General features: G+C 62.5%; 14 protein-coding genes. 7 read left to right on the top strand and 7 right to left on the bottom strand.

Translation table 11 applies throughout. The features are described from left to right. Window positions 1-170: 170 nt before the first annotated feature. The 4 genes from FX984_RS01115 to FX984_RS01100 form a co-directional block, all read right to left on the bottom strand. Window positions 171-2543 (bottom strand): hypothetical protein, encoded by a 2373-nt coding sequence (locus FX984_RS01115; protein ID WP_146476454.1) that lies wholly within the window; start codon window positions 2541-2543, stop codon window positions 171-173. A gap of 61 nt (window positions 2544-2604) precedes the next feature. Next, on the bottom strand, window positions 2605-3354 hold the full coding sequence (locus FX984_RS01110; protein ID WP_027605709.1) for an ABC transporter permease: 750 nt from the start codon (window positions 3352-3354) through the stop codon (window positions 2605-2607). 13 nt (window positions 3355-3367) lie between these two features. After that, entirely contained in the window at window positions 3368-4369 is a 1002-nt protein-coding gene (locus FX984_RS01105; RefSeq protein ID WP_146476455.1) for an ABC transporter substrate-binding protein, read from the bottom strand. Beyond that, on the bottom strand, window positions 4366-5205 hold the full coding sequence (locus FX984_RS01100; RefSeq protein WP_146476456.1) for an ABC transporter ATP-binding protein: 840 nt from the start codon (window positions 5203-5205) through the stop codon (window positions 4366-4368). The genes FX984_RS01105 and FX984_RS01100 overlap by 4 nt, the downstream gene beginning before the upstream one ends. A gap of 136 nt (window positions 5206-5341) precedes the next feature. Here FX984_RS01100 and FX984_RS01095 point away from each other — a divergent pair, with 136 nt between their 5' ends. Then, window positions 5342-6085, top strand: coding sequence for a GntR family transcriptional regulator (locus FX984_RS01095; protein WP_108574450.1), 744 nt, complete (start codon window positions 5342-5344; stop codon window positions 6083-6085). A gap of 52 nt (window positions 6086-6137) precedes the next feature. Here FX984_RS01095 and FX984_RS01090 read toward each other — a convergent pair whose 3' ends face one another. Further along, entirely contained in the window at window positions 6138-7946 is a 1809-nt protein-coding gene (locus FX984_RS01090; protein ID WP_146476457.1) for an ABC transporter ATP-binding protein, read from the bottom strand. A gap of 223 nt (window positions 7947-8169) precedes the next feature. Further along, complete coding sequence (locus FX984_RS01085; RefSeq protein ID WP_092358130.1) at window positions 8170-9063, bottom strand: DMT family transporter; 894 nt, start codon at window positions 9061-9063, stop codon at window positions 8170-8172. Between the two features lie 156 nt (window positions 9064-9219). Here FX984_RS01085 and FX984_RS01080 point away from each other — a divergent pair, with 156 nt between their 5' ends. Continuing rightward, window positions 9220-9801, top strand: a complete 582-nt coding sequence (locus FX984_RS01080; RefSeq protein ID WP_027605703.1) for a helix-turn-helix domain-containing protein — start codon at window positions 9220-9222, stop codon at window positions 9799-9801. A 174-nt stretch (window positions 9802-9975) separates the two neighbouring features. On the opposite strand, the gene FX984_RS01075 is transcribed toward FX984_RS01080, so the two are convergent. Continuing rightward, window positions 9976-10911 carry an AraC-like ligand-binding domain-containing protein gene (locus FX984_RS01075; RefSeq protein ID WP_027605702.1) on the bottom strand — a complete coding sequence of 312 codons (936 nt, stop codon included), beginning with the start codon at window positions 10909-10911 and terminating at the stop codon, window positions 9976-9978. Window positions 10912-11152: 241 nt separating this feature from the next. Between FX984_RS01075 and oxdA the strand changes: the two genes are divergently transcribed. The 5 genes from oxdA to FX984_RS01050 all read left to right on the top strand — a co-directional run bounded on the left by oxdA (window position 11153) and on the right by FX984_RS01050 (window position 16632). After that, window positions 11153-12211: an aliphatic aldoxime dehydratase gene (gene oxdA, locus FX984_RS01070; protein WP_092358134.1), complete on the top strand. Its 1059-nt coding sequence runs from the start codon at window positions 11153-11155 to the stop codon at window positions 12209-12211. Between the two features lie 277 nt (window positions 12212-12488). Then, on the top strand, window positions 12489-14003 hold the full coding sequence (locus FX984_RS01065; RefSeq protein ID WP_098479612.1) for an amidase: 1515 nt from the start codon (window positions 12489-12491) through the stop codon (window positions 14001-14003). An 85-nt stretch (window positions 14004-14088) separates the two neighbouring features. Next, on the top strand, window positions 14089-14673 hold the full coding sequence (nthA, locus tag FX984_RS01060) for a nitrile hydratase subunit alpha (RefSeq protein ID WP_146476458.1): 585 nt from the start codon (window positions 14089-14091) through the stop codon (window positions 14671-14673). A 40-nt stretch (window positions 14674-14713) separates the two neighbouring features. Next, a complete protein-coding gene (nthB, locus tag FX984_RS01055; protein WP_027605698.1) occupies window positions 14714-15376 on the top strand; it encodes a nitrile hydratase subunit beta in 663 nt (220 codons plus the stop codon). Continuing rightward, the gene (locus FX984_RS01050; protein ID WP_146476459.1) at window positions 15373-16632 is read left to right on the top strand and encodes a GTP-binding protein; all 1260 of its coding nucleotides are present in this window, start codon (window positions 15373-15375) and stop codon (window positions 16630-16632) included. The genes nthB and FX984_RS01050 overlap by 4 nt, the downstream gene beginning before the upstream one ends. Window positions 16633-16635 lie beyond the last annotated feature (3 nt).

Below are 16635 nucleotides of genomic sequence, written 5' to 3'. Positions count from 1 at the left end.
GGGTGCGAAGCAGCGCCTGATGAAGACGAATGCGGTGTATCAGGCACGCCTCTGCGCCTGGTTTTGGGGCTGCTGCGCAGCCCAACGCGGGGCAAGCCCGCTCACCACAACAAGCCCGCTCGCCACAGGTTTCTTTGCGCTCTCCCGGACAGGGTTCAGCCACGGCGGCCTTAAGCAAGCGTGAGGAACAATGCCGAGGTCCAGACCCGGGACTGGTCGCGTTGGCGCGCGCAGATGAACAGCGGATGCTCGCGCCCCGCGTGCAGATTGAGTGGCGCCAGCTCGATCTGCCCCTGCAGTTCACGGGGCAGCGCTTCGGCGGTGGTCCTTTCCAGGGAGACTTTCAGCTCCGCCCCTGGCAGCTCTTCGATCACCTGGGATTGCGCCAGCAGTTCTTCGCCGGACAGTTCCATCAGCACCGTCGGCGCATGCACGTAGGGCTGCGGTTCGGACGGATCGCCGACCTTGATGTAGTTGTCGATGCGGCTGCGGACCTGCAACGTCGCGCCGGCCAATTGCGACAGGTCGATTTCGATGCTGTCGGTGTCGCCGTTGGTGTCGGTGCGAAAGGCCAGGGTCGTGGCGTCCTTGCGCCATACGGTTTGCTCCGGATGATCGAGGCCCAAGGCGCGAAAACCATTGATGACCGCGCCCGTCACCCGGATTTCGCCGGTCCAGTACGCGCCGCGATAACGGTCCTTGATGCGTGCGCCCCCCAGGCGCAGCCGGATGCGTTGGGCGGAAAACCCCAGCTCCTGATGCAGGTTGCGCGACCAGATCAGTTTATCGCCGTCGAACAGGTCCACCTGCTCCCAGCCCGCCTCGCCCAGCAATCGATAGTCCAGCGTCGCATTCGAATCGGCGCTGAAGACCTCGCCCATGAAGTGCTGGCCCTGGCGCAGGCTGGCAAATGCACGCTCGCCCGTCGTGGCAAAGGTGCGACGGGCGCGAAGGGCCTTGCCGACACTCGAACGGTCGAAAGACTCGGCAATCACACCGGTCAACCCGCCGCGAGAGCCAAACACGGCCGTGGCCGGAACCCCGCCGCCGCAACGGCCCTGATGCTCATCGCTGTTCGCCGCGGCGCCGACCCGATAGCCACGCTGAAGGGCTTCGGCGTAGACCCAATGGAACTGGCCCCAGGCCGAGCCGACTTCGATCAAGCGTTCCAGCTCCGGATGGTGCCAGTCGAGGTTGCAGCGGCGCCCGCCGACATGGGGCATCATCAGGTGACCTTCCGGGTCTTTCGCATAGGCCGCGTACAACTCGTCCACCGGCCAGGCGCCCGGTTTGATGGTGCCGGCAGTGAACTCGTTCCACTCGAAAGAGCGCACCAGGCGCCCTTGGTTGTCGAACGGAAACTCGGGCTTGCGATCATGCAGGAAGACGACATTACGGTCGCCGCCCGCGCAGGAGTTGCCGCACCACTCGGTGCCGGGGTAGCAGACGAAACGGCCGGGCTCGTTGAGTTCGTGAATCAGCTTCACCGCCTGATCCCAGCGTTGCTCGGTAATATTGAAGTCGTTGGCGGTGTAGCCGAGCACATCGAGGCCGGCGACATCGCGGCCGTAGCTGAGGTTGTAGAGCGTGTCGTTGGTGCCCACGGTGTCATCGGAATGCACATGCAGGTCGGCGTACAGCGGGCGCAACGTGCTGCCGGCCGGGTCAACCGTCACGAAGGCCTGGGCGCCACGCACGCCGGGCGCCTGCACCTCGGCGGACAAACGCCACTCGCCCACCGCCCCGAGGTCAAACCCCTCGAGCCGCACCGTCGCCCACCCTTCATTGGCCAGGGTAAACGCTTGCTGGCGCTCGCCGCCTTCCGGATCAACCAGGGTCAGTACCCCGTTGAGCGGCAGGTTGCGGCACGTGTTGCCCCAGGCATCGTCGACTCGCAGCAGCACGTCGAACGCCTCACCGGCGCCGACCAGGCGCGGCACAATCAGCTGCACACTCTGCGCCGGTCCCGGCACGATGTTCAGCAACGGATCGCCGGGCACCTCGGCAAATTTCGAGCTGCCCAAGGGGTCGATAAACAGCCGGAAACGGAAGTCTTTCTCGACGAAACTCTGCACCCGTGTGCCCGCCCCGCCCTGGCGACGGTCACCCAGGCGAATAGTGATTTTGTCGCCGGGATTCAGGTAGCCGTCGATGATGTCGATGATGATCGCTTTCTGGAACGGCCGTTCGTGACCCTTCTGGTCGAAGCGCACTTTCAGGTGCTGCACGGTGGCCTGGCTCTGCCCGGGGACCAACTCGCCCGCCTGGTACTCGGCACTGACGTAGTTGGGACCGGCCGGGTTCGAGGTCTGGAACAGTGCCCAATCGGAGTAGAACTTGAACGCCAGTTTCAACCAGGCGCCATCCGCCAGGCCGCTGCCGCCGACCTCGTAGACCAGGGTGATTTCATCCCATTGCCCGGCAATCAGCGTGTACCGATCACAGTCGATGCTGCCGAGGAACGGGCGTTGCTTGTTGCGTTCGTAGAGGCCTTGGGGGGCGATGTAATGCCCGGCTTCGCGGGGATCGAATACGTTACTCACATGACACCTCGTGCAGTGGTCCACTGAAGGTTTGAAAGGGTTCGAAGGCAAAGGACGATGCTTACTGCACGCGCCATTTCTGGTAGTGACGCTCGATGCGCCGGAACACAAGACTCTCCATCAGCCAGGCAATCAGGCCGATCAGCACGATGCCCAGCAGCACCTGGCTGCTGTTGCCGATCTGCCCGCCGGTGGAGACCATCCAGCCGATGCCCTGGGAGGCGCCGATCATTTCTGCGGCGACCAGTGCCCGCCAGCCCTGGCTGAAACCGATGCGCAAGGCCGCCGTCACGAAGGGCAATGAGGCCGGCAGGTAAACGTGGGCCAGCAATTGCCAGGGGTTGGCACCCAAGGTGCGCGCCGCGCGGACTTCGCCACTGCGAATGCTCTGCACGCCTTCCTGGATGGTCACCGCCATGGGGAACATCGCGGCAATGAAAATCACCAGCACGATGGAGACATAGCCCAGGCCGAAAATGATCATGATCAGCGGCGCCCAGGCAATCGGCGGGATCGCCATGAACAGGCTGTTGAGCGGCGAGATGAAATCGCGAAAGCGCGAAGACAAGCCGCCGGCCGTGCCCAGCACAATCGCGACAAGCACCGCCGCACAGAAGCCGCCGACTTCCTCCAGGACGCTCGCCCTGAGGTGCTGCCACAGCGAACTGTCGCTGAGCCAACGCAGCGCTTCGCGCGCCACATCCCAGGGCTGCGGCAGGATGTAGGTGGGAAAGCGGCTGGCCAGGGCCATCCAGATCAACAGCAGGAATGGCAGCGAAGCCCATCCCCAATTAGGTTTTGGCAAGGACATGACAGGCTCAGACTCAGCGCGAGGCTTTTTCCAGGTAGGCGGTATCCACGATCTGCTCGGTCTTGAGCGTGGTGTCGATAAAGCCCAGGTCGTGGGAATAATTCATCAGGCGCTGGATGAATTGGATATCCGCAGGCTGCAAGTCCGCCGACCAGCCCAATCGCGTGCGCGCCTGGGCGACGATGGCCTCCGGGGCAATGGTCTTGCCGTCAGGCCCCTGGACCGCTTCAAGCTTGAACGCCTCGGCGATGATGCGATTCGACTCGTCGGGATGCTCGTTGAGGAACGCGATGGCCTTGCGGTGCGCACGCAGCAGCTTGACCACGTCGTCCGGTCGCTCCTGCAAGGTTTTGGGCAGCGCGATCACCACGTACCACGGGTAGTTCGGCAGCGCCTGGTTGACGTCGAGCAGAATCCGGCTCGACCCGCGCAGCAACGATTGGCTGACAAAGGGTTCCCAGGAAAACGCCGCGTCGACGATACCGCGCTCCAGCGCCGCGTTCATGTTGCCGGGTGGCATGTCGATGATGTCGAGGTCCTTGTCCGGGTTGAGCCCGGCTTTTTCTTTCAGCACATAGCCGCGCAGCAGCACGTCCATGCCACTGCCCTTCTTGACCCCGGCGAGCTTTTTGCCCTTGAGCTGCTCCAGGCTGTTGATCTGGCTTTTTGCATCGACAATCACCGCCGCCTGACCGTAATTGACCTTGGCCAGAATCCGGCTTTGCAAGCCTCGGGAGAACCATTGGTACACCGGCGGCGTGCCCACATAGGCCACGTCCAGCTCATTGGCGGCCAGCGCCTGCTGGATCACCGGGCCATCGCCCAAGGCCTTGAGGTCGACATTCAAGCCTTCCTCGCGGTAGTAACCCTGCTTGTCGGCGATCAGCGCCGGAGCGTTGGCCATGGCGAACACATACCCCACGCGCAGGGGTTTCTCTTCAGCGGCCACGGCACCTGTGCTGCTTGCCAAGGCGGCAACAGACAAGGAAAGAGCAAGCAGCGAACGTTTGATCATGGGGTTAACTCGGGTTGGCAGGTGGGGTTAGGGATGGCTTCGGCCGCGCCCATGACCTGGGAAATGCGCTCCATCAGCTCATTGCGGTAATCGAGAAAGGCCGGCAGGCGTCGTGTTTTGAGGTTGGAACGCGGGCGCGGCAAATGGATATCCAGTTCGCTATGGATACCGCCGGGGGCGATGTTGAGCACGATGACCCGGTCGGCCAGGAACACCGCTTCGTCGATGTCGTGGGTGATGAACAGCACCGTCTGACCCAGCTCGGCCCAGATCCGCAGCGTCTCTTCATTCATGCTGTTGCGGCTGATGGCATCCAGCGCGGCGAAGGGTTCGTCCATCAGCAATACGCTGGGCTCCAATACCAAGGTCCTGGCCAGGGAGACGCGCTGCTGCATGCCGCCCGACAGCTGATGGGGCAAGCGCTGTGCAGCGTTCTCCAGGCCGACCAGGCGCAAATACTGCAACGCCTGGGCACGCTGTTGCGCCTCGCTGAGCTGCGCCGTCATCCGCAGGCCGAAACGCACGTTCTCCAGCGCGCTCAACCAGGGAAACAACTGCGGCGCCTGAAACACATACCCCAACTCCGAGCGCTCCGGGCGCACGGCGGTCTGGTTGATGCTGATCCGGCCGCTCTGGGGTTGCTGAAAACCCGACAACAGATTCAGCAACGTGGTTTTTCCGCAGCCCGACGGCCCGAGGATCGCGACGAATTCGCCCGGCTTGGCATTCAGGCTGAACGCGTTGAACACCCGATGGCCGTTGGGGTAGCTGAAACTGATGTGATCGACCGTCAGGGCGTCGGCTTGCGGTGGTGCGTAAGGCAAGGAGTCGGGCATGGCAAGTATCGTCAGGTCGTTTACAATGGGAATGCCTGACATAATACGTATTAATACAAGTTGTCCCAATAACCTATTTTTATAACCTTAGAAGTGAAGGCGCACCGCCCCACTCCTAGGCCCCTGGAAGCCGACCGTGTCCACGTCCATTCTGCGCGACAGCACCACCTCGCTCTACGAACAGATCGCCCATCGTTTGCTGGAAGAGATTCAGCGCGGCGATTTCGAACCCACCGGCAAACTGCCGTCAGAAGCCGAACTGGGCGAACGCTTTGGCGTGAGTCGCGTCACGGTGCGCCTGGCGGTGGGCAAGCTCAGCGACGACGGCGTGGTGGAGCGCAAGCAAGGCAAGGGCACGTTCGTCGCCGCGAAGCAGGTTCGGCATGGCCTGGATGCGTTGCGCAGTTTCCATGAAGCCTTGTTATTGCAAGGGCTCAAACCGAGCATGCAGGTGATCAGCCACACGCTGCAGCCCGTTCCGGAAGCCTTGATGGCGTTGTTTGAAGGCGCCCACGATTGCCTGCTGCTGGAGCGCCTGCATTTCGTGGACGATGAGCCCATCGCCCTGGGCCGCAGCCATCTACCGGCCGAGTTGGCCGGCGTGGTCTGGACAGACGTCGAGCATCAACCAATCTACTCGATCCTGGAATCGATCACCGGCCAGGCCGTCACCCGTGCCGACCTGGCCATCCGTGCGCAAGCAGCCGATGCAAGCCTGGCCAGTGCCCTGCACGTCAAACGCGGTGCCGCATTGCTGGTGATGGAACGCAGCTCTTACTTTGCCGACGGCCGTTGCTGCGACCGCACCACCTTCTTTATCCGTCCGGAACGCTATGCGTTTGTCCTCAGCGGCGTATTCAAATCCGGCCCTGCCAAATAGCGATCTGTACAGGTCATTTGAAGGGATCGGCAGACACGCGGCGCTGGGTCTTCTAGCGATAGCCCCGCGCCTGAACGTCGAACAGCTCGGCATAACGTCCACCCGCAGCCATCAGCTGGTTATGGCTGCCCTCCTCCAGAATCTGCCCGCGTTCCAACACAATAATGTGATCCGCACTGCGCACACTGGAAAAACGGTGGGAAATCAGCAGGGTCATGCGGCCCCTGGCATGCTCACGGAAGTGCTCGAACACCGCCGCTTCAGCCCCGGCATCCAGCGCGGCAGTGGGTTCATCGAGGATCAGCAGATCGGCATCCTGACGCATGTACGCCCGCGACAAGGCCACTTTTTGCCACTGCCCCCCGGACAGTTCCTGGCCTCCAAACCAGCGTCCCAGTTGGGTTGAATAGGTATGGCTCAAGCGCTCGATAAATTCCGCCGCCACGCCTTGAGTGGCAGCGCTGCGCCAGCGGGCCTGGTCGTCCAGGGCATCGACGTCCCCCACGCCGAGGTTCTCGCCGACACTCATCTGGTAGCGGATGTAGTCCTGGAAAATAACGCCGATGCGCTGGCGCAGGGTGTGTTCGTCCCATTCCTGCAGGTCGCTGCCATCCAGCAGGATGCGGCCTTCATCCGGGGTATACAGACGGGTCAGCAGTTTGATCAGGCTGGTCTTGCCGGAACCATTTTCACCCACCAGGGCCAGGCTTTTCCCCGGTGCCAGGTGCAGGCTGATATTGCGCAGCGCGGCGGATCCGGCGCCTGGGTAGGTGAACCCCACCTGCTCGCAGCGCAGGCCATCGCCGGGGCGCGCGCCCTCGGTGAGCCGGCCGCGCGGCGTGATCACCGGGGTTTCAAGGTATTCATACAGGTCCGAGAGGAACAGGCTGTCGTCGTACAGCCCGGCAATGGCGCTGAGGCTGGCGGTGATTGCGGCCTGCCCCTGCTTGAACAGCACGATGTACATGGTCATCTGGCCCAGGCTCGTCTGGCCACGCACGGTGTCGAGTACCACCCAGGCGTAGGCCAGGTAAAACGCTGCGGTGCCCAGCAGGCCCAATGCAAAGCCCCAGGCATCGCGGCGCAGCGTCAATTGGCGGTCCTCGGTATACAAGCGCTGGGCGTTGTCGCGATAGCGCTGGAGGAACAGCGGTGCCAGGCCAAACAGCTTGACCTCCTTGGCATGGGACTCGTGGGAGAGCAAGGATTCCAGGTAGTTCTGCCGGCGCGTCTCCGGTGCACGCCGGTGGAACAGGCGAAACGCATTGCCGGAAAAATGCGTCTCGGCGAAGAACACCGGCAACGCACCGACCACCAGAATCAACAGGGCCCACGGCGAAAAGTGCACCAGCAGGACTGCAAAGCTGACCAGCGAAATGAGGTTCTGCACCAACCCCAGTCCTTTGGTGACCAGGCTCAGCGGGCGCGTCGAAGCCCCCTGGCGCACGCGCACCAGCTTGTCGTAGAACTCGGCGTCTTCAAATTGCAGCAGCGAAAGGGTCTGGGCTTTCTCCAGGACCATCAGGTTGACCTTCACGCCCAGCTTCACCCGCAACAGCGACTGCTGCATCGACAGCGCCCGTTGCGCCGCCGCCAACAAAGCCAGCACACCGGCCTCGGCCAGCACGTAGCGCATCGCCGGCCACACGGGGGCCTGGCTGCCGGCCGCATGAACCTGCATGGCGTGGACCACGCCATCAACGATGCGCTGTCCAATCCAGGCGGCCAGTGCAGGCAGCAGTCCGGCGACAATCGTCGCCAGCAACAGCCCCGTGAACAGTGGCCGCGAGGTTTCCCACACCAGTCCCAGTGCCCTGCGCGCCTGGGTCGAAAACGCGCTCAATCGATTGAACAGCACCATGAATGGCACGGACTCCTTGAGGGGGGTGAAATCAGGCCGGACGGCCGAGAGCCATGGAGATGGGCGGGTCACTGCGCCACTCGCTCCCGGATCCAGGCGCGCCCCGGATTATGACAGGCCGTGACACCAGAACCACGCGTATTCATCGATGTTCTTCCCAGGCGCGTCGTCGCCAGTGGTTGGCGTGACGTCTTTTGACTCGATGGCGGTTGGGCGCCCGACCTTAGGTCAAGTCCTGACGCCCCGCGCGGCCCAGCGACCAGCCAAAGTTCATGCCCGCCGCCGCCAGCAGGATCGCGCCTGCGCCCATCACCTGCAGGGTGCTGAGGGGATGGGCGAAGGCTACCCAGTCGACCAGGATGGCAACAATCGGATAGATGAACGACAGCGCCCCGACCAGTGCCGTGGGGATTTTCTGGATGGCGCTGTACAACAGGGTCGACATCAGCCCGGTATGGACCACCCCGATAATGATCAGGTAAGTCCAGGCGCCCTTGAGCGTTTCGCCCCCAGTGAAGTCCACGAACGGTGCCAGCACCAGCACGCCGACCACCATCTGGATCAGCACGATCAGGTGCGCGGGCAAATCCTTGAGACGCTTGGTGATCGCCGCCGCCACGGCATAGAAGAAGGCTGAAGCCAGGGCCAGGCAGACACCCAGCACGTAGTCGGCACCGGTGGCCTGCCCACGGCCCTTGGCGGACACAATCAGCATCAGCCCGGCGAAGGCCAACAGCAGCCAGCCGACCTTGGCGATGCTGAGGCGTTCGGCAAAAAACAGCACACCCAGGCCAACCAGCATGAACGGCTGGACGTGGTAGACCACCGTGGCAATGGCAATGGAGGAATGGGTGTAGGCACCGAACAGCAGCACCCAGTTGAGGACCAACGCCACCCCGCCCAGGCACACCAGAAGGAATTGCCGGGCAGTGATCCGGGAGCGACGCAGCACCCCAAGCGCCAGGCACGCGACCAGCATCGCCAGGGCGCCGAACAGGCAACGCCAGAACACCACCGCCTCCGGGCCCTGCCCCGACATGACGACGAACCAGCCGACTGTGCCGGAGATGACCATGGCCGAGATCATTTCGAGCGTCCCACGGGTTTGCGACTTCATCACTCACGGCTTCCTTGCTATCGACATCGCCATGGCCCAAGCCACCGTTCGCGGGGAAATAGGCTGGCAAATACAACTTTATAATGAACGTATGGCCGATATACTGAACATGGTACCCAAGAGCGTCAACCCATTTAGGGATGGTTTATAAAACAAATGACCGATATAACGAACGACCTACCGAAAAATAATCTGACTCGAATCGATCTGCTGGCGCTGTCAATCAAGCGCGAGCGCCTGGCCGCCGGGCTTTCCTTGACCGAGCTGGCGAAGCGCGCCGGGCTAGCGAAGTCGACCTTGTCTCAATTGGAGTCGGGCATCGGTAACCCCAGCATCGAAACCTTGTGGTCGCTGGCGATGGCCATGGGCTTGCAAGTCACCCGGTTCTTCGAGCAACCCCGGCAGGCCCTGCGGGTGATTCGCGCCAACGAGGGCATGACCGCCTATGCCGAGACGGCCCATTACGCAGCGACCCTGCTTGCCGATTGCCCGGCTGGCGTACAGCGCGACATCTACCGACTCAAGGTGCAGCCCGGCGAAGTTCGTCTGTCTCAGCCTCACCCGCAGGGCACCGTAGAGCATGTGGTGCTGTGCAGTGGCAGTGCACGTATCGGCCCGGCGAGTGGCCCGGTGTTGCTCAACGCCGGCGACTACATCAGCTACCTGGCGAATGTGCCGCATGTGTTCGAGGCACTTGAGGCGGACACCACGGCAGTGATGGTGATCGAGCATTCCTGAGGTGGGAGCACCTTGACGCCTGTCAAATCCGTAGCTGCCGAGCCCTGGCGAGGCTGCGTCGGCCGGGACTCGGGCTTGAATCGGCAGGGGGATCGCTAGCAACTTAACCCTTTCATCTCGTCCATTTTATCGAGCAGGACGCCAATAACCCCCGCCTTTTTTTTGGGGGGCCCATCAGTTGCGCGTCAAGAGCGTGTGCGGCGCAACCCCAAACGCCTTGCGAAAAGCATGGCTGAAGTGGGAGAAATCGGAAAAACCGAAATCCAGTGCGGCTTGGGAAACGCTGCGCACCTGGCCGCACTCGATCGCCGCGCGACTGGCATTCAGCCGTTCTTTCCAGATCTCCGCGACCGGGCTTTTCTGATGACGGGCGAATGCACGGGTCACCGTGCGGGTGGACACGTGGTGGGCTTGGGCGATCAGTTCGATCGACAGTTCTCGGTCGCTCAAGTGGTGCTGGATGTAGGTCATTATCCGCGCATACAGATCCAGCTCTTGGTGAGTGGTCTTCAGGTCCTGGAGTTCCAGGCTGATCACGAGCAGGTCGATTATCGTGTTGGAGTAACGATTGCAAATGCCTCCATCCTCCAGAAGCACGGGAGTGTTCGCCATCTGGCGCAGCATCTCGCGCAGCGGCACCACGCCGGGGCGGCGGTCATCCAGCACCATTGCGGTGCATTCCGCCACACGCGGCAACCGCTCGGTCAGCAACTGCCGAGGGATGCGCATCAAGTGGTTTTCGCTCCCCCCCAGGCTGAATCGGAACGGTCGGGTTGCGTCATAAAGGAACAAATTACCCGCGCCCAGTGTGGCCTTGCGCCCCTCTTGCTCAAGTTCGCCATACCCATTGAGGGTGAAGCCCAGCCACAGGTCGTCGGCGGGGCCACTGCGTAAATGCCGCTCGGAACGGACCCAATGGTGCAGCGGGGACGACAGCCTGGAGACATCCAACGCCCCTACGCCGGAGACCTGGAGCGTTCCGTTGAAATCGCTCTGGGTCGAGGGTTTGCTGTCAGCCATAAGACAATGGCGACACACCACTTCTTTCCAGTAATCGAAGCGACGCGGTTGCGAAACGGCAAGGGTGGAATAGTGATTGTTCTGAGCCATGGCACTCACCTTAATGCAACGACTTGAAGCAGCGACACGCTGCCGGTCGATCTTGGAAAGCAAAATTCAGACCACGCACAGCCCCCTTTATCGCGCCTGAGCCCTGGCATCGGGCATCTGTCTTTTCCAACCAAACGGTTGTCCTGGCGAACAAAGCGAGGCGGTTCGTACCTGCCTGACTATGACCTCACAGCCTGTCCAGCCCGCTACGCCTGAACCTGAAAAAAACAAGGAGCCGCCCATGGAATCTGCGATCGACAAACACCTTAGATGCCCACGGACGTTGTCCCGCCGGGTGCCCGAGGACTACCAGCCGCCCTTCCCTATGTGGGTCGGCCGCGCTGGCGAACAATTGAAGCAGGTAGCGATGGCCTACCTGGGCGTGCAGTTTCGCGGTGAGGCGCAGCGTGAGCGTGCCCTTAAAGCCATGCGCGACATCGTCGGCAGCTTCAGCCTGCCCGACGGCCCGCAGACCCACGACTTGACCCATCACACGGACAACAGTGGCTACGACAACCTGATGATCGTCGGCTACTGGAAGGACGCCGCAGCCTATTGCCGCTGGTTGCGATCACCGCCCGTCAATGACTGGTGGGCATCGCCGGATCGCCTGAACGATGGCCTGGGTTATTTTCGCGAAATCACCGCGCCGCGTGCCGAGCAGTTCGAAACCCTCTATGCGTTCCAGACGCAGTTGCCGGGGGTGGGCGCGATCATGGACACCACCAGCGGCGAGATCGAAGAGCACGGTTACTGGGGGTCGATGCGCGATCGTTTCCCGGCGTCCCAGACCGACTGGATGAGCCCCACGGGCGAACTGAAGGTGGTGCAGGGAGATCCGGCCAAAGGTGGCCGCGTCATCGTCATGGGCCATGACAACATCGCGCTGATTCGCTCCGGCCAGGATTGGGCTGACGCCGAGGCTGACGAGCGTTCACTGTACCTCGACGAAATCTTGCCGACATTGCAGGACGGCATGGATTTCCTGCGCGATAACGGTGCGCCCCTGGGCTGCTACAGCAATCGCTTCGTGCGCAATATCGACCTCGACGGCAACTTCCTCGACATGAGCTACAACATCGGCCACTGGCGCTCGGTCGAGAAACTGGAACGCTGGGCGGAATCCCATCCCACCCACCTGCGCATCTTTGTCACCTTCTTCCGTGTGGCGGCCGGCCTGGTGAAGTTGCGGCTGTACCACGAAGTGTCGGTCTCGGACGCCAAGAGCCAGCTGTTCGAGTACATCAACTGCCACCCGCAGACCGGCATGTTGCGTGATGCAGGTGTCGCGCAAAGCTGACACCCGGCACCGCCCCATTCGTCCCGATTATTTTTTGGCCCTCATCTCTAGCGCATGGGGTCGGGGCCACTTTTTGACAGGCATCTGACCACGAAGTGGCACCGCGCTGAGCTGTCCTGTTCAGCCAAGCGAGTGTCCTGTTCAACCAAGCCGCAGTGGCAAAAGAGGCCTAATTTGTTCTCCATTACGACCCGGAATGATCCGACCCCGACAGTGCTGGAAGTGTTTGAACAGTCTCAAGTCTTCCCGCCGTTCATCGATGACATCAAGGAAAATCATGGCCATTATTCGACCCACGCTTGATCAACTGCAGGACCTCGCCACCCAGTTGCACATGCAGCTGACGCCAGAGCAGGCTGCGCAGTACCTGGACCTGATGCAACCGAGTTTCGACGCGTACGACCTGGTCGATGAGCTGCCTGATTTCGTTCCGCCCGTACGCTACGAACGCAGTTCGGGCTATCGGCCCTCGGACAAGGAAAACCCGTTGAACGCCTGGTACTACCGGGCTGAAGTGAACGGGGCCCGGGAGGGCCTGCTGGCCGGCAAAACCGTCGCGCTGAAAGACAACATCGCCCTGGCAGGCGTGCCGCTGATGAATGGCGCCGCGCCCCTGGCCGGTTTCGTACCGTCATTCGACGCCACTGTGGTCACGCGTCTGCTGGATGCCGGGGCGACGATCCTGGGCAAGGCCACCTGTGAGCATTACTGTTTGTCCGGCGGCAGTCACACCTCAGACCCTGCCCCCGTGCACAACCCCCATCGTCACGGTTATGCCGCCGGTGGATCTTCATCGGGCAGTGCGGCGTTGGTCGCGGCCGGAGAGGTGGACATGGCCGTTGGCGGAGATCAAGGCGGGTCCATCCGAATCCCGTCGTCCTTCTGCGGCACCTACGGCATGAAGCCGACCCACGGCCTGGTGCCCTACTCCGGGGTCATGGCGATTGAAGCCACGATCGACCATGTCGGCCCTATTACCGCCAACGTGCGCGACAACGCGCTGATGCTGCAAGCCATGGCCGGCGCGGATGGGCTTGACCCGCGCCAGGCTGCGCCGCAAGTCGACGACTATCACAGCTACCTGACGAGGGGCGTGCGCGGGCTCAAAATCGGTGTGTTGCAAGAGGGCTTCGCACTGGCCAACCAGGACCCTCGCGTCGCCGAGAAAGTGCGTGACGCCATCGCCCGTCTCGAGGCGTTGGGCGCGCAGGTCGAGGCGGTGTCCGTTCCCGAGCACAACCTGGCGGGCTCGTTGTGGCACCCCATCGGCTGCGAAGGCTTGACCATGCAGATGATGCATGGCAACGGCGCGGGCTTTAACTGGAAAGGCCTCTACGATGTCGGCCTGCTGGACAAACAGGTCGGCTGGCGCGAGCAGGCCGACCAATTGTCCGCGTCGCTCAAGCTGTGCATGTTCGTCGGCCAATACGGGCTGAACCACTACAACGGACGTTATTACGCCAAGGCGCAAAACCTCGCGCGCTTCGCCCGGCAGGGCTATGACAAGGCGCTGCAGACCTACGACCTGCTGGTGATGCCGACCACACCGATCATTGCCCAACCCCATCCACCGGCGGATTGCTCGATCACCGAGTACGTGGCGCGCGCGCTGGAAATGATCGGCAACACCGCGCCACAGGACATCACCGGGCATCCCGCCCTGTCGATTCCATGCGGGCGGGTCGACGGCCTGCCCGTCGGGCTGATGCTGGTCGCCAGACACTATGCCGAAGGCACCCTTTACCAGGCTGCGGCGGCGTTTGAAGCCTCCGTGGACTGGCGCACGCTCTGAGCCGTCTACGGGCGCCGCCGGCGCCCGTAGAACAATAAGAAATCCAATGACTTTTACCACCGTGTTGACTGATAGGAGTGACCCCATGAATACAGCGACTTCAACGCCCGGCGAAAGAGCCTGGGCATTGTTTCAAGTCCTCAAGAGCAAGGAACTCATCCCGGAGGGCTATGTCGAGCAGCTCACGCAATTGATGGAGCACGGCTGGAGCCCCGAGAACGGCGCCCGTGTGGTGGCCAAGGCGTGGGTCGATCCGCAGTTCCGGGCACTGTTGCTCAAGGACGGCACGGCGGCCTGCGCCCAGTTCGGCTACACCGGCCCCCAGGGCGAATACATCGTCGCCCTGGAGGACACGCCGACGCTGAAGAACGTGATTGTCTGCAGCCTGTGCTCCTGCACCAACTGGCCGGTCCTCGGCCTGCCACCGGAGTGGTACAAGGGTTTCGAGTTCCGCGCACGCCTGGTCCGGGAGGGGCGCACGGTACTGCGCGAGCTGGGGACGGAGTTGCCCCGGAACATGGTGGTCAAGGTCTGGGATACCAGCGCCGAAAGCCGCTACCTGGTGCTGCCGGTCAGGCCGGAAGGCTCAGAACACATGAGCGAAGAGCAGCTTCAAGCGCTGGTGACCAAAGACGTGCTGATCGGCGTCGCCCTGCCCCGCGTGGGCTGAAAACAACACCTCATCATCGTTCACTCCCGGAGTTTTGATTATGGATGGCTTTCACGATCTCGGCGGTTTCCAAGGCTTTGGAAAAGTCCCCCACACCATCAACAGCCTGAGCTACAAACAGGTGTTCAAGCAGGACTGGGAGCATCTGGCCTACAGCTTGATGTTCATCGGTGCCGACCACTTGAAAAAGTTCAGCGTGGACGAAGTGCGTCACGCCGTCGAACGCCTGGATGTGCGCCAGCATGTCGGCACCCAGTACTACGAACGCTACGTCATCGCGACCGCTACCCTGCTGGTCGAAACCGGCGTGATCACCCAGGCGGAGCTTGATCAGGCCTTGGGCTCCCACTTCAAGCTGGCGAATCCCGCCCATGCCGAGGGCCGCCCGGCGATCACGGGGCGGCCGCCCTTCGAGGTGGGGGATCGGGTGGTGGTGCGAGACGAATATGTGGCTGGGCACATCCGCATGCCCGCCTACGTGCGCGGCAAGGAAGGCGTGGTCCTGCACCGCACGTCAGAGAAATGGCCGTTCCCCGACGCAATCGGCCATGGCGATGTAAGCGCAGCCCATCAACCCACCTACCACGTCGAGTTCGCCGTGAAGGACCTGTGGGGAGATGCCGCCGATGAGGGTTTTGTGGTGGTCGACCTGTTCGAAAGCTACCTGGACAAGGCCGCCGGCCCGCGCGCGGTGAACCCATGACAGACGGCGCCCAGGCAAGCCGACTGCCGGTGACGGTCCTTTCGGGCTTCCTCGGCGCCGGCAAGACCACCCTGCTCAACCACATCCTGCGCAATCGCGAAGGCCTGCGCGTGGCCGTCATCGTCAATGACATGAGCGAAGTCAATATCGATGCCGAAGAAGTGCAGCGCGATGTCGCGCTGCACCGTGGTCGCGATGAGCTGATCGAGATGAGCAACGGGTGTATCTGCTGCACCCTGCGCGCCGATTTGCTCGAGCAGATCAGTATGCTCGCACGCCAACAGCGTTTCGATTACCTGCTGATTGAATCCACGGGGATCTCCGAGCCGATGCCGGTCGCGGAGACGTTCGCCTTCCTTGACGCTGAGGGTTTCAGCCTCAGCGAACTGGCGCGCCTGGACACCTTGGTGACGGTGGTCGACGGCAGTCGTTTCCAGGAACTGCTCGAATCGCCGCACACCATTGACCAGGATGACGCCACGCCAGACGCACCCAAGCGCCACCTGGCCGATCTGCTGATCGAACAGGTGGAGTACGCCAACGTCATTCTCGTCAACAAGCTGGACCTCATCGATGCTGCGCAGTACCAGGCCGTGCAGGCGATCCTCACGGGGCTTAACCCGACGGCGCGGATCATGCCGATGGCCCACGGTAACATCCCGTCAGCCAGCCTCCTCGGCACCCATCTGTTTGATTTACCCAGCCTCGCGGCGTCGCCGGGCTGGATGCGGAAAATGGAGGCGGCAGACGCGCCGGCCTCCGAGTCAGACACCTATGGCGTGACGTCCTGGGTGTACCGTGAGCGCGCACCTTTCCACCCGCAGCGGTTGCTCGCCTTTCTCCAGCAGCCCTGGAGCAACGGGCGGTTGCTGCGCAGCAAAGGTTACTTCTGGCTCGCCAGCCGCCACCTGGAAACCGGCCTGCTGGTGCAAAGCGGCAAGCGGTTCCAATGGGACTATGTCGGGCGCTGGTGGAACTTCATCGAGCCGTCGCAATGGCCCCGGGACGAATACCGGATGCAGGGCATCAGGGCCAAATGGGACAGCGTGGTCGGCGACTGCCGGCAGGAGTTGGTGTTTATCGGCCAGGGCCTCGACACCGACGCGTTACAGCGCGAGCTCGACCACTGCCTGCTGAGCGCCCAGGAAATCGCCGCCGGCCCACTGGCCTGGCAGGCACTGCCGGGGGCGACCGCCTTTGACCGACAGGCCCTTGCCCGCACCCCCACACAGCCCATGGCGATTGCCCCCATTTGATCC

Source organism: Pseudomonas marginalis (assembly GCF_008692035.1).
GTDB classification, from domain to species: Bacteria; Pseudomonadota; Gammaproteobacteria; order Pseudomonadales; family Pseudomonadaceae; genus Aquipseudomonas; species Aquipseudomonas marginalis.
This window is presented reverse-complemented; position numbering and strand designations above follow the sequence as displayed.

Excerpts from the sequence above, each read along its gene's own strand:
- FX984_RS01110 (WP_027605709.1), bottom strand. The coding sequence starts at position 3,354 with ATGTCCTTGCCAAAACCTAATTGGGGATGGGCTTCGCTGCCATTCCTG.
- FX984_RS01105 (WP_146476455.1), bottom strand. The coding sequence starts at position 4,369 with ATGATCAAACGTTCGCTGCTTGCTCTTTCCTTGTCTGTTGCCGCCTTG.
- FX984_RS01100 (WP_146476456.1), bottom strand. The coding sequence starts at position 5,205 with ATGCCCGACTCCTTGCCTTACGCACCACCGCAAGCCGACGCCCTGACG.
- FX984_RS01090 (WP_146476457.1), bottom strand. The coding sequence starts at position 7,946 with ATGGTGCTGTTCAATCGATTGAGCGCGTTTTCGACCCAGGCGCGCAGG.
- FX984_RS01085 (WP_092358130.1), bottom strand. The coding sequence starts at position 9,063 with ATGAAGTCGCAAACCCGTGGGACGCTCGAAATGATCTCGGCCATGGTC.
- FX984_RS01080 (WP_027605703.1), top strand. The coding sequence starts at position 9,220 with ATGACCGATATAACGAACGACCTACCGAAAAATAATCTGACTCGAATC.
- FX984_RS01075 (WP_027605702.1), bottom strand. The coding sequence starts at position 10,911 with ATGGCTCAGAACAATCACTATTCCACCCTTGCCGTTTCGCAACCGCGT.
- oxdA (WP_092358134.1), top strand. The coding sequence starts at position 11,153 with ATGGAATCTGCGATCGACAAACACCTTAGATGCCCACGGACGTTGTCC.
- FX984_RS01065 (WP_098479612.1), top strand. The coding sequence starts at position 12,489 with ATGGCCATTATTCGACCCACGCTTGATCAACTGCAGGACCTCGCCACC.
- nthA (WP_146476458.1), top strand. The coding sequence starts at position 14,089 with ATGAATACAGCGACTTCAACGCCCGGCGAAAGAGCCTGGGCATTGTTT.
- nthB (WP_027605698.1), top strand. The coding sequence starts at position 14,714 with ATGGATGGCTTTCACGATCTCGGCGGTTTCCAAGGCTTTGGAAAAGTC.
- FX984_RS01050 (WP_146476459.1), top strand. The coding sequence starts at position 15,373 with ATGACAGACGGCGCCCAGGCAAGCCGACTGCCGGTGACGGTCCTTTCG.